12 protein-coding genes are annotated in these 12,176 nt (G+C 73.9%); 8 read left to right on the top strand and 4 right to left on the bottom strand.

From position 1 onward, the window contains the following. Positions 1–30: 30 nt before the first annotated feature. Complete coding sequence (locus ASG76_RS14205) at positions 31–1,197, top strand: hypothetical protein (protein WP_056604594.1); 1,167 nt, start codon at positions 31–33, stop codon at positions 1,195–1,197. A gap of 11 nt (positions 1,198–1,208) precedes the next feature. Here ASG76_RS14205 and ASG76_RS14200 read toward each other — a convergent pair whose 3' ends face one another. Next, positions 1,209–2,270, bottom strand: coding sequence for an NAD(P)-binding domain-containing protein (locus tag ASG76_RS14200; RefSeq protein WP_056604593.1), 1,062 nt, complete (start codon positions 2,268–2,270; stop codon positions 1,209–1,211). Positions 2,271–2,333: 63 nt separating this feature from the next. On the opposite strand from ASG76_RS14200, the gene ASG76_RS14195 reads away from it, so the two are divergent. The 3 genes from ASG76_RS14195 to ASG76_RS14185 are packed head-to-tail and all read left to right on the top strand — an operon-like array spanning position 2,334 to position 5,488. Next, complete coding sequence (locus ASG76_RS14195; RefSeq protein WP_056604592.1) at positions 2,334–3,095, top strand: isocitrate lyase/PEP mutase family protein; 762 nt, start codon at positions 2,334–2,336, stop codon at positions 3,093–3,095. An 18-nt stretch (positions 3,096–3,113) separates the two neighbouring features. Beyond that, the gene (locus tag ASG76_RS14190; RefSeq protein ID WP_056604590.1) at positions 3,114–3,737 is read left to right on the top strand and encodes a hypothetical protein; all 624 of its coding nucleotides are present in this window, start codon (positions 3,114–3,116) and stop codon (positions 3,735–3,737) included. Between the two features lie 44 nt (positions 3,738–3,781). Continuing rightward, on the top strand, positions 3,782–5,488 hold the full coding sequence (locus tag ASG76_RS14185) for a fumarate hydratase (RefSeq protein ID WP_056604586.1): 1,707 nt from the start codon (positions 3,782–3,784) through the stop codon (positions 5,486–5,488). A 10-nt stretch (positions 5,489–5,498) separates the two neighbouring features. Here the strand turns inward: ASG76_RS14185 and ASG76_RS14180 are convergent, their stop codons facing one another. Continuing rightward, the gene (locus ASG76_RS14180; protein ID WP_056604583.1) at positions 5,499–6,365 is read right to left on the bottom strand and encodes a MerR family transcriptional regulator; all 867 of its coding nucleotides are present in this window, start codon (positions 6,363–6,365) and stop codon (positions 5,499–5,501) included. 112 nt (positions 6,366–6,477) lie between these two features. Between ASG76_RS14180 and ASG76_RS14175 the strand changes: the two genes are divergently transcribed. Beyond that, positions 6,478–6,687 carry a hypothetical protein gene (locus ASG76_RS14175; RefSeq protein WP_082587560.1) on the top strand — a complete coding sequence of 70 codons (210 nt, stop codon included), beginning with the start codon at positions 6,478–6,480 and terminating at the stop codon, positions 6,685–6,687. Here ASG76_RS14175 and ASG76_RS14170 read toward each other — a convergent pair. Then, the gene (locus tag ASG76_RS14170; protein WP_162254119.1) at positions 6,684–7,547 is read right to left on the bottom strand and encodes a MerR family transcriptional regulator; all 864 of its coding nucleotides are present in this window, start codon (positions 7,545–7,547) and stop codon (positions 6,684–6,686) included. The two genes, ASG76_RS14175 and ASG76_RS14170, sit on opposite strands and share 4 nt — an antisense overlap. A 140-nt stretch (positions 7,548–7,687) precedes the next feature. Between ASG76_RS14170 and ASG76_RS14165 the strand changes: the two genes are divergently transcribed. Further along, the gene (locus ASG76_RS14165; protein ID WP_056604576.1) at positions 7,688–8,161 is read left to right on the top strand and encodes a DUF3592 domain-containing protein; all 474 of its coding nucleotides are present in this window, start codon (positions 7,688–7,690) and stop codon (positions 8,159–8,161) included. Positions 8,162–8,165: 4 nt separating this feature from the next. After that, a complete protein-coding gene (locus tag ASG76_RS14160) occupies positions 8,166–8,846 on the top strand; it encodes a spermidine synthase (RefSeq protein WP_235529629.1) in 681 nt (226 codons plus the stop codon). A 4-nt stretch (positions 8,847–8,850) separates the two neighbouring features. Here ASG76_RS14160 and ASG76_RS14155 read toward each other — a convergent pair whose 3' ends face one another. Next, the gene (locus tag ASG76_RS14155; protein ID WP_056604571.1) at positions 8,851–10,740 is read right to left on the bottom strand and encodes a penicillin-binding transpeptidase domain-containing protein; all 1,890 of its coding nucleotides are present in this window, start codon (positions 10,738–10,740) and stop codon (positions 8,851–8,853) included. Positions 10,741–10,771: 31 nt separating this feature from the next. On the opposite strand from ASG76_RS14155, the gene ASG76_RS14150 reads away from it, so the two are divergent. After that, positions 10,772–12,166: a class II fumarate hydratase gene (locus tag ASG76_RS14150; protein ID WP_414858329.1), complete on the top strand. Its 1,395-nt coding sequence runs from the start codon at positions 10,772–10,774 to the stop codon at positions 12,164–12,166. Positions 12,167–12,176 lie beyond the last annotated feature (10 nt).

The raw sequence follows: 12,176 nt of genomic DNA, 5'->3' as shown, positions 1-12,176 counted from the left end.
GAAGCGGCCCTCGACGACTCCCTGCGCCTGGTGGAGGCGCTGCCCAGCTCGAGCGAGCTCCTCCGGGTGCTCGAGGAGCGATTCTGGATGTTCCTGCAGTCGGGCCGCCACGTCGAGGCCCACGCGGCCCTGACCCGCTCGCTCAGCATTCTGGACGCGCACGAGGACCCGGCCCTGCGGCGGCGGACACTTGCCGGGGCCGTGCTGCTGGAGATGGACACCACGGGAGACGTCGAGGCATCGCTGGCCATCGCCCGCCGGGCGTCGGAGGCTGCCATCCCCGAGCCCGACCCCGTCGCGGACCTGATGATCGCTGCGAGCGTCACCGACGTCCTCCTCCGGGTGCCGTCCTCCGCCGTCCGGGCCGGAGAGCTGGGCGCCGAAGCGCTCCGCTCAGGCGCGGCCTGGGGCCTGGAGCACACGTTCCCGGCGGTCCTGGTCCGGGGCAACGTCTGCTGGGCACACCTGCGCGAGGGGAACACCCGGGCGGCGCGCGAGTGGGTCGAGCCGGTCACCCGGGCCGCCCCTGTGGTCAACAGTGTCTACGCCCACGTGATGCTGGCCGCGGTGGAGATGCGCGAGGGCAACCTGGCCGCGGCACGGGAACGCTTGCGCTCAGCCGACGCGCAGGTCCGCAACCACGACCAGAGCTGGGCGGAGTGCCTGCCGTGGATCGCCGAGGTGGAGCTCTGGGGCGGGCGTGCCAACGAGGCCGTCGAGCTGCTGGCCGGCTGGCTGGAGCCACGACTCACCACGGAGACCGCGGGCCAGGCAGCCCCGCTGCTCGTCCTGTTGGCCCGCGGGCGCGCGGACCTGGTCGATGCCTCCACGCCAGACCTGGCCCGTGGGCACGCGGTCGGGCGCGAGCTCCGGGACATCGCGGCGCGGGCATCGGTCGATCCCTTCGGAGCCGATGTGGGCGATCCCGCACGGCCCGCCATGTCCGTGTCGTGGCAGGCCGAGCTCTCGCGGGTCGAGGGCGCCGGGACCGTCCAGACCTGGGTCCGGGCGGCGGCCGCGTGGGACGACATGGCCCGCCCCCACGACGCGGCGTACTGCCGGTGGCGGGCAGCCCAGTGCGCCCTGCTCGAGGGCCAGGGGTCGATCGCCGCGCGTCTGCTGACGCGCGCGTCGACCGACGCCCACCAGCACGTGCCCCTGCACGAGGCGATCGCGGCGACGGCTCGCGGCGCCTGAGCTCTGGTCCGTCAGGCGGCCGCAGCCTCCAGCCGGCGCGAGACCGCCAGCGCCGCCTGCCGACCGGCCCGTGAGGCCCCGACCGTGCTGGCCGAGGGCCCGTAGCCGACGAGGTGCACGCGGGGGTCGACGACCGAGGTGGTCGCGCCCTGCACGTTGCCCCGCACGGGCTCCAGCGCGATGCCGCCCTCGCGCGTGCGAAGCCCGAGCGGAGCGAGGTGGTCGAGCGCGGGCCGGAAGCCGGTGGCCCAGAGGATCACGTCGACGGCCTCGGACGTGCCGTCGTCCCAGTGCACGCCGGAGGGCCCGATCGAGGAGAACATCGGTCGCCGCTCGTAGGCCCCGAGCCGGGCCGCCTCCAGCTCCTGGGGTCGCAGGGCCAGGCCGGTCACGCTGACGACGCTGGCCGGCGGCAGGCCGCGACGTACGCGCTCCTCGACGGCCGTGACGGCCGCCAGCCCGGCGGCCGCGTCGAAGCCCGTGCGCCACACCGGCTCGCGCCGGGTCACCCACAGGGTGTCGGTCACCGGCGCCAGCTCGCCCAGCAGCTGCACGGCGGAGGCGCCGCCGCCGACCACGAGGACGCGCCTGCCGCGGAAGTGGTCACGACCGGGATAGCCCGCGGTGTGCAGCTGCTCGCCGCGGAAGGTCTCGACGCCCGGGTAGTGGGGCACGAACGGCCGCGTCCACGTGCCGGTGGCGTTGACCAGCGTGCGGGTGCGCCACTCGCGCCCACCGGACCGCACGACGAGCAGGTCGCCGTCGCTGTCGACGCGGTCCACGCGCACAGGTCGCACCACGGGGAGCGAGTGGGCGTGCTCGTAGTCGCCGAAGTACGCCGGCACCACGACGTTGGCGGCGCGTGCCGACGGGGCCGGCGCCTGCGAGCCCGGGAGGTCCGCGACGCCGTGGACGTCGTCCATGCCGAGCGAGTCCCACCGGTGCTGCCAGGCGCCGCCGGGGGCGGGGTTGGCGTCGAGCACCACGTGGTCGATGCCGCGCTGTCGCAGGAAGTACGACGCCGCGAGGCCCGCCTGTCCGGCACCCACCACGACCGACTCCCAGACCTCCACGCCGGTGCAACGCGTCGCGAGCGGCCCCTATGCCCGCGACCGCGTGCGTGGCAGCCTCGAGCCATGGACATCGCCACCCGCGCCACCCGGCTGCTCGAGCTCCACCACACCGGCACCACGCTGGTCCTGCCCAACGTCTGGGACGCGTGGTCGGCCCGGGTCGTCGCCGAGGCCGGCTTCGCCGCGCTCAGCATCGGCAGCCACCCGCTCGCCGACTCCCGCGGCCAGGGCGACAACGAGGACATGACGCTCGACGACGCCCTCGACGGCGTACGCCGCATCTGTGCCGCGGTGCCCGACGTGCCCGTGACCGCCGACATGGAGTCGGGCTACGCCACCGCCCCCGCCGAGCTCGTCGAGCGGCTGCTCGAGGCCGGCGCGGTCGGGCTCAACATCGAGGACACCGTGCACTCCGAGGGCGGCCGGATGCGCTCGGTGGCCGAGCACGCCGACTACATCGGCGCCCTGCGCCAGGCCGCCGACGCCGCAGGGGTCGACGTGGTCGTCAACGCGCGCACCGACGCCTTCATCAAGAAGGACCGCTTCGACGACCCCGTCGCCGAGGCGCTCACCCGGCTGCGCGCGTGCGAGGGGGCCGGGGCGCGCTGCGTCTACCCCGTCGGCGTGCCCGACGCCACCACCCTCCAGGCGCTCCTCGACGGCCTCGACGGGCCGGTCAACGTCATCGCCGACCCGCGCAAGGGCTCGGCCGCCGGGTCCCTGGAGGACCTGCAGGTCATGGGCGTGCACCGCGTGACGTTCGGCCCGCTCCTGCAGCGCGCCCTCGCGCCGGACCTCGCCGCGCTGGTCGAGCCCTGGCGGTAGGGGCCGTAGCCTCTGGCCGTGCGCATCGCCCTCGTCCTGCTCGCCGTCGCCGTCGCGGTCTACGTCGTCGTCCGGCTCCTCCAGCGACGCCTCGTCGCAGCGGCGGGCGACGACGCCGTCGCGCGTACGCCGACCCCGCCCGACCCGGGTGCCGAGGAGGCCTACCGGCGGGCGGTCCGCGAGCGCGCCGAGCGGCAGCGCCGCGGCGTCGCCGCGCCCGAGCAGCCCCCGTCGCCTGCCGCCGAGCCGACGGTCGTCGTCGAGCCAGAGGTCTTCGGCCACGACCGCGACTTCGGCACCTGCCACGAGGCCTTCGTGGTCGAGTCGACGTCGCGGCCGGTCGACGTCATCGCGGCCGTGCGGCGGGCCAACGCCCGCTTCATGCTGGTCGACGAGCTCGGCATCGAGCATCCCGACGGAGCGGCTCTCGACGTCGCGTTCGACGCGCACGAGGGCCCCGACGACCTCTACACCCCCAACTACGCCGCGGACCCGAAGATCACGCCGGAGGGGATCGAGGGCTACCTCGACTGCAAGGGCGGCATCGAGCCGGCGATGGGGGCCACCCTGCGCCGGGTGCTGCTCGAGGAGCTCTCCCGGCTCGACCGGCCGGCCCGGGTGCGCCCACGCGCCGACGGCTGAGCCGCGTCCCGGCCCGCCAGCGGCGCGGCGTACGCTCAGCACTCGTGACGACCGCAGCCGCAGGCCCCGAGTTCCACTACTCCGACCTCCTCCCCACCGCCGGTTCCAACGGCGCCGAGGAGACCCCCTACCGGCTGATCACGACCGAGGGCGTCTCCACGACCGAGGTCGACGGGCGCACCTTCTTGCACGTCGAGCCCGAGGCGATCCGCCGGCTCACGGAGGAGGCGATGCACGACATCAGCCACTACCTCCGCCCCGGCCACCTCGCGCAGCTCCGCAAGATCATCGACGACCCCGAGGCCTCGGGCAACGACCGCTTCGTCGCCCTCGACCTGCTCAAGAACGTCAACATCTCCGCCGGCGGCGTGCTGCCGATGTGCCAGGACACCGGCACCGCGATCGTGATGGGCAAGAAGTCCGAGGGCGTGCTGACCGGCGTCGACGACGGGGAGGCGATCAGCCGCGGCGTGTACGACGCCTACACCCGGCTCAACCTGCGCTACTCCCAGCTCGCGCCGCTGACGACGTTCGAGGAGAAGAACACCGGCACCAACCTGCCGGCGCAGATCGAGCTCTACTCCACCCCGGCCAAGGACGTCCCGGAGTACAAGTTCCTGTTCATGGCCAAGGGCGGCGGCTCGGCCAACAAGTCGTTCCTCTTCCAGGAGACCAAGGCCGTCCTCAACCCGACGCGGCTCATGGAGTTCCTCGACGAGAAGATCCGTTCGCTCGGCACCGCGGCGTGCCCGCCCTACCACCTCGCGATCGTCATCGGCGGCACGAGCGCGGAGTTCGCGCTGAAGACCGCGAAGTACGCCTCCGCGCACTACCTCGACGACCTGCCGACCGAGGGCTCGATGGCCGCGCACGGCATCCGCGACACCGAGCTGGAGGAGAAGGTCTTCGAGCTCACCCAGTCGTTCGGCATCGGCGCGCAGTTCGGCGGCAAGTACTTCTGCCACGACGTCCGCGTGGTGCGGCTCCCCCGCCACGGTGCCTCGTGCCCCGTCGCGATCGCCGTCTCGTGCTCGGCCGACCGCCAGGCGCTGGGCAAGATCACGCCCGAGGGCGTCTTCCTCGAGCAGCTGGAGACCGACCCCGCGCACTACATGCCCGACGCGGGGATGGCCCACGACATCGAAGGCGGCGCGGTGGTGCCGATCGACCTCAACCAGCCGATGGCCGACATCCTCGCCGAGCTGTCGAAGCACCCGGTCAAGACGCGCCTCTCGCTCACCGGGCCGCTCGTGGTGGCGCGCGACATCGCGCACGCCAAGATCAAGGAGCGCCTCGACGCCGGCGAGGACATGCCCGCCTACCTCAAGGACCACCCGGTCTACTACGCCGGCCCGGCGAAGAGACCGGAGGGCATGCCGTCCGGCTCGTTCGGCCCGACGACGGCCGGTCGCATGGACTCCTACGTCGAGCAGTTCCAGGCCGCGGGCGGCTCGATGGTGATGCTCGCCAAGGGCAACCGGTCCAAGCAGGTCACCCAGGCGTGCGACACCCACGGCGGCTTCTACCTGGGCTCGATCGGCGGCCCCGCGGCCCGCCTCGCGCAGGACTGCATCAGGTCGGTCGAGGTCGTGGAGTACGAGGAGCTCGGCATGGAGGCGGTCTGGAAGATCGAGGTCGAGGACTTCCCGGCCTTCATCGTCGTCGACGACAAGGGCAACGACTTCTTCACCGACCCCGCCGGGACCACCACGGTGCCGCTCTCGGGCATCCGGGTCCGCTCGGCCGAGTAGGCCCGCCTGGCTAGCCGGCGGCGAGCAGCCGACCGGCCAGCGACACCGCGGCGGCGCCGGGCTGGTGGCCGAGCGCCTCGGCGCCCTCGACACGGCCCTGGTGGGCGCCGCCGAGCAGCACGGTCGCGTTGGCGGAGATCGCCCGCACCGCCTCGCGCACGGCGGGCAGGTCCTCCACGGTGGGCACGGCGAGGACCACGGCGTCGGGGCCGAGCTCGTGCACGGTGTCGACCCAGGCCTCCACCGGCAGGTCGCCGCCGAGGTAGGTCACCGCGACGCCCCGGCTGCGCAGGACCATCGCGAACGCCATCACGCCGAGCTCGTGGCGAGACCCGCGGGCCAGTCCGACGAGCACCCGCGGGGCCTCGCTCGGGGGGTGCGGCAGCTCGTGGAAGGCCTGGGACAGCCGGCGCAGCACGGCCGCGCTGGCGAAGTGCTCCCCGGCGACCGTCACGGTGCCGCGCTGCCAGGCCTCGCCGAGGCGGACCAGCGACGGCATCAGCCACTCGTCGACGACCTCGTCGAGGTCGGCCTGGGCGAAGGCCTTGTCCAGCGTGCTCTCGAGGCGTACGACGTCGAAGTCCCGTCCGCACGCGACCAGGTCGTCGCGGTGGGTGAGCGGCGAGCCCGTGTCGGCCGGGGACGCGGTCAGTGCCCCGGCCGGGTCCTCGAGGACCCGACGGGCCGCCTCCCTCGGCGCCCAGCCGGCGTCGACGAGGTCGCGCATCACGACGAGGCGGCGCACGGCCTCGTCGTCGTAGAGGCGGTAGTTGCCCTCCGTGCGCGCGGGTGCGACGACGCCGTAGCGCTGCTCCCACTTGCGCAGCGTCTCGCGCGGCACTCCGGTGAGGTCTGCGGTGCGGCCGACGGTGTACACACCCGGAAGGGTATCAGCACATTGGACAAAGAGTGGACAGTCCTCTAGCGTCCGCATTGCCCACAACAGTGGACAAACTGTGGACAACTCACCTGGAGCACCGATGCCGAGCATGCAGCAGCCCTTCCCGGACGACGTCCGACTCAGGTTCTGGCTGCGCTCGACGGGGATCGCGGCGATGGTGGCCGCCGGCCTCGGGTCGGTCCTCTACGCCACCCCGGCCATGCCGGAGCCCCCGTCGACCGACAGCACGTGCCGCATCAGCGTCGTCGGCGACCAGTGGACCGGCCACGGCTGCACGGACGCCGACGCCGCTCGCTAGGCGAGCAGCCGCGACGCGAGGTCGGCGGCCGCGGCACCGGCGAGGTGGCCGAGCCGCTCCGGCCCGTCGACACCGTCCTGGTGCGCTCCCCCGAGGAGCACGGGCGCCAGGGGGGCGAGGGCCGCAGCCGCCTCGCGGACGGCCGGCAGGTCCTCGACCGTGGGCGCGGCGAGCACGACCGCAGCCGGTGCGAGGAGCTCGACGGTCGCCACCCACGCCTCGAGCGGCAGGTCGCCGCCCAGGTAGGTGACCCCCACGCCGCGCGAGCGCAGCACCAGGGCGAAGGCCAGGACGCCCAGCTCGTGCCGCGACCCGCGCGCCAGTCCCACCACGACGCGTGGTGCGGCGGGGTCGGCTCCGGGCAGCGACTGGAACACCCACCCCAGCCGGCGGTGCAGCGCGCCGGTGACGAAGTGCTCCCCGGCCACGGACACCTCGCCGCGCTGCCAGGCCTTGCCCAGCCGCACCAGGGCGGGCAGCAGCCACTCGTCGACCTCCGTCACCAGGTCGCGGTCGACCAGCGACTGCGCCAGCAGGCGCTCGAGGCGCGGCACGTCGAAGTCGGCGGCACAGGCCACCAGCTCCTCGACCCGGGAGTCGAGCGTCGCCACCTCGGGTCGGGGCAGCTCCGCCTCGGCGGCGGCGACGTCCTCCGTCACGTGCCGGGCCGCTTCCTGGGCCGTCCACCCGGCGTCGACCAGGGTGCGCATCACGCTGAGGCGGCGCACCGCGTCGTCGTCGTAGAGGCGGTAGTTGCCCGGCGAGCGTTGCGGCACGACCACGCCGTAGCGCTGCTCCCACTTGCGGAGCGTCCCGGTGGGCACGCCGGTGAGCTCGGCGGTCCTCCCAACTGTGTACACCTGCTCACCGTAGATCGCGACACGCGCTCCGACCAGCACTTTCGTCAACCTGACCTTGCGCGTCGTCCCTGCCCAGACATTGGACAACGTCCACCCCCTGGCAGGCATCGGACACCCGCGCAGTGCTGCACGATGGGGCCGTGCGCCCCGACCCCCGCCCCGGCTTCGAGCAGGCGCCGGCCCCGGCTCGTCGGTGGCTCCCCTACGCCTGGCTCGCGCTCGCCGTCCTGGCGATCATGCTGGTGATCGGGATGTCGTTCCCCGCCCTGCATGCGGGGCTGCTGGGTCGCACGCACCAGGTCACGGCCGAGGTGGTGTCGTCCCACTCCGAGGGTCGGTGCTGCCGCTCGGACCGCACCGTGCACGACGTGCGCTGGAGCGACGCGGACGGCGTGCACACCGCGGCACTCGCCACCTGCGGGCCGCTGCGCTACGACGTGGGTGACCGGGTCCGGGTGTGGGTGGCACCCGGGGTCACCGAGGCGCGCCGCGAGAGCCCGCGCACGCTCTGGTGGAGCCTGGTGCTCGTCCCGCCGGTCGTCGTGGTGCTCCTCGTGGCGGCGCTCGGGTGGGTCGGCCGCATCGGCGCGCGGCTGCGTCGCAGGGCAGGATGAGCGCGTGTCCCTCCCGAGCAGTGCAGAGATGGCCCGCGCCGAGAGCGAGCGCGGCGAGGTGGTGCTGCGACGACGTACGTCGGGCACCGGCGCCGACGTGATCGAGCTGCGCGTCAACGGCGTCTTCGTCATGGACACCCTCGAGACGACGAGCGAGATCGAGCTCGCGGCCCAGGCGCTGGAGCTGGTCGAGCAGCCGGGCGCCGTGCTGGTCGGCGGGCTGGGCCTCGGCTTCACCCTGCAGCGCGTGCTGGCCGACCCCCGGGTCGAGCGCGCCGTCGTGGTGGAGATCGAGGAGGCGTTGATCGCCTGGATGCGCGACGGGACGGTGCCCCACGGCCCCTCGGTCCTGGCCGACACCCGGGTCACGGTGCTCAACGCCGACATCGCGATGGCCATAGCGGAGGCGCGCTCGACCTACGACCTCGTCCTGCTCGACGTCGACAACGGCCCCGGCTACCTCGTGCACCAGGACAACGAGGCGGTCTACGAGGCGCGGTTCCTCACCCGGTGCCGCGACCTGCTGAGCCCCGGCGGCGTGCTGGTGATCTGGTCCGCCAACCCGGCGCCCGCGCTGCTCGAGGCGTTGCGCGAGGTCTTCGGCGACGCCGAGGAGCAGGCGCACAGCGTGCTGCTGCAGGACCGGCCGGAGGACTACTACCTCTACCTCGCCCGCCACGCCTGAGGTCTCAGCTCAGGAACGCCTCCAGGACCGGGCCTGCGGTCTGCGACCCCGACACACCTGTCTCGACGAACACCGCCACCGCCAGGTCGCCGCGGGTGGCGATCATCCAGGCATGGGTGGGCAGCGCACCGGACGCGTCGGGCTCGCCGTACTCCGCGGTGCCCGTCTTCGCGCCGACCTCACCAGGTACGTCGAGGAGGAACCGCCCGGAGCCGGTCGTCACCACCGCCCGCATCAGGCCGCGCAGGGTGCCGGCCTCCTGCGGCGTGAGCGGCACCTCGGGAGCGACCTGCTCCACCTCGTGCTCCGGCAGCAGCACCGGGAGCACCGTTCGCCCGGCGGCAACCGAAGCGGCCACGGTCGCCATGGCCATCGGGCTGGCGAGCACGGTGCCCTGGCCGATCATGTCGGCGGCGGCGCCGGTCTCCGTCCCGGCCGGGGGGACCTGGCCGAAGTAGACGCCGAAGCCGAGGTCGTGGTCGACCCCGAGGCCGAGGGCGGCGGCCGCGTCCGCGAGGCCACCGGGCGSGAGCCGGTCGGCGTTGCCGATCAGGGCGGTGTTGCACGACTGGGCGATGGCCTGGACGAAGGGGATGTCGCCGAGGGCCGAGGACGGGTAGTCGTCGTAGTTCTTGAAGGAGCGGCCGTCGACCACGGTGGTCGCCGGGCACGACACCACGTCGTCCACGCCGAGCCCGCTGCGCAGCAGGGCCAGCGAGGAGACGACCTTGAAGGTCGAGCCGGGGGCGTACTGCCCGGTCGCGGCCAGGTCGGCGCCCGCGGCGCCGGTGCCGTTGGCGCTGGCCAGCACCGCGCCGTCGGAGGGGCGGATCGCCACGAGCGCGGCGGCCGGCGCCTGCTCGCCGAGCGTGGCGAGGGCGTCCTCGGCGCGCTGCTGCAGGCCGGGGTCGAGGGTGGTGACCAGGTCGGTGCCGTCGGTGGCCGGCACCTCGAAGAGCGTGCGCAGCCGGTCGTCGGCGCCCCGTGCGACCACGGCGGTGCCGGGGGTGCCGCGCAGCTGGTCGTCGTAGCGGGCCTGCAGCCCGGACAGGCCGACCTCGTCGCCGGCCACGATGCGGCCCTCCGAGCCCTCGACCAGCTCGGCGGTCGCCGGGCCGACCCGGCCGAGCAGGGCAGCGGCGAACTCGCGCGTCGGGGCCAGCGGCAGGGTGTCGCGCACGGCGAGCGCGCCCGGGACCTGGCGGAAGGCGGGCAGCACCTCCAGCGGGTCGTCCTCGCGCAGGACCAGCGCCTCGACGAAGGCGTCCGGCCCCATCGCCTCGGCGCGGGCGACGTACGACGCGACGTCGAGGTCGAGGACGCGGGCGATGCCACGCGCGCTGCGGGCGACCCCGGGGCCCTCGACCTTGGTCTTGTCGAGCCCGTAGCGCAGCACGGGGCGCTCGGCCACCAGGACCGCGCCGGCGTCGCCGGTGATGTCGCCGCGCGCGGGTGCCAGCGTGCGCAGGCCGACGGTCTCCCCCTGGGCGAGGCCGGGCGCGAACGACTCGGGCGACCACTGGACCCGCCACTCCTCCGGCTCCTCGCCGCCCTGCGCGAGCCGCACGGTGGTGTCGTACTCCCAGGTGGCGTCGTCGGTGACGTCCCAGCGCCAGGCGAGGGTGGCGTCGGCCCACCCCTCCTCCTCCACGACCTCGATCGACGACACCGCGACCGCGACCGGCACCTCGTCGAGGGGCGCGACCAGCTCGTCGAAGGCGGCACGCTGCGACTCGTCGCCGAGGGGTACATCGCCCAGCGAGTGCTCCGACAGCGCCGCGGCCAGGTCGGTGGCGAGGTCGGAGGCAGGATCGGCGTCGTCGCCACCGAGCGCGGAGCAGGCCGAGCCGACGCCCACGAGCACGACGGCGATCCCGAGACGGAGAGATCGCATGGGCACATCGTGCCGGGGGTACGGTCGCCGGGTGAGCGAGACACGCACCGAGCACGACTCCATGGGCGACGTCGAGGTGCCGCGCGAGGCCCTGTGGCGGGCGCAGACCCAGCGCGCGATCGACAACTTCCCGATCAGCGGCCTGACCCTCCAGCCGCGCCACGTCCAGGCGCTGGGGCACGTGAAGGCCGCGGCCGCCACCGCCAACGCCGCGCTCGGCGTGATCAAGCACGAGCAGGCGCAGGCGATCATCGGGGCCGCCGACGCGATCGCCGCCGGGCAGCACGACGGCGACTTCCCGCTCGACGTCTTCCAGACCGGCTCGGGCACCAGCTCCAACATGAACGCCAACGAGGTCATCGCGACCCTGGCGGCGCGGGCCGGGGTGGAGGTCCACCCCAACGACCACGTCAACGCCTCGCAGAGCAGCAACGACACCTTCCCGACGAGCATCCACGTCGCGGCGACGCTCGCGGTGGTCGACGACCTGCTGCCGGCGCTCGACCGCCTGGCGAAGGCGTTCGAGTCGAGGGCCGGCGAGCTTGCCGACACCGTCAAGGCCGGGCGCACCCACCTGATGGACGCCACCCCTGTCACGCTCGGCCAGGAGATGGGGGCCTACGCCGCCACGCTGCGCCTCGGCGTCGAGCGGCTCGAGTCGGTGCTCCCCCGGGTCCGCGAGCTCCCGCTCGGCGGCACGGCCGTCGGCACCGGCATCAACACCCCCGCCGCCTTCGCCGAGCGCGCCATCGCCGCGCTGTCCGAGCGCACCGGCCAGCCCTTCACCGAGGCCCGCGACCACTTCGAGGCCCAGGGCACGCGCGACTCGCTCGTCGAGCTGTCGGGCGTGCTGCGCACGATCGCGGTCGGGCTCACCAAGATCTGCAACGACCTGCGCTGGATGTCGTCCGGGCCGACCACCGGCCTCGCCGAGATCCACCTGCCCGACCTCCAGCCGGGCTCGAGCATCATGCCGGGCAAGGTCAACCCGGTGCTCCCCGAGGCCACGCTCATGGTCTGCGCGCGGGTCGTCGGCAACGACGCCACGATCGCTTGGGCCGGGGCCTCGGGCAGCTTCGAGCTCAACGTGATGATGCCGGTCATGGCCCACGCGCTCCTCGAGTCGATCCACGTGCTGTCCACCTCGACCGTGCTGCTGGCCGAGCGGTGCGTCGCCGGCATCACCGCCGACGCCGAGCGGATGCGGCGCTACGCCGAGTCCTCCCCCTCGGTCGTCACCCCGCTCAACGCCTTCATCGGCTACGAGGCGGCCGCCAAGGTCGCCAAGCAGGCGCTCGCCGACGGGGCCACGATCCGCGACACCGTCATCGCCATGGGCTACCTCGAGCGGGGCGACCTCACCGAGGAGCAGCTCGACGCGGCGCTCGACGTCGACTCGATGACCGGCCGGACAACCGGACGCTGATCGTCCGGGT

The organism is Nocardioides sp. Soil774 (genome assembly GCF_001428125.1).
Taxonomy (GTDB): Bacteria; Actinomycetota; Actinomycetes; order Propionibacteriales; family Nocardioidaceae; genus Nocardioides.
The sequence above is the reverse complement of the archived record's forward strand: the minus strand, read 5'-3'. Positions and strand labels throughout refer to the sequence as shown.

Coding starts and splice junctions, on each gene's coding strand:
- ASG76_RS14175 (WP_082587560.1), top strand. CDS start 6,478: ATGCAGCAGCCCTTCCCGGACGACGTCCGACTCAGGTTCTGGCTGCGC.
- ASG76_RS14195 (WP_056604592.1), top strand. CDS start 2,334: ATGGACATCGCCACCCGCGCCACCCGGCTGCTCGAGCTCCACCACACC.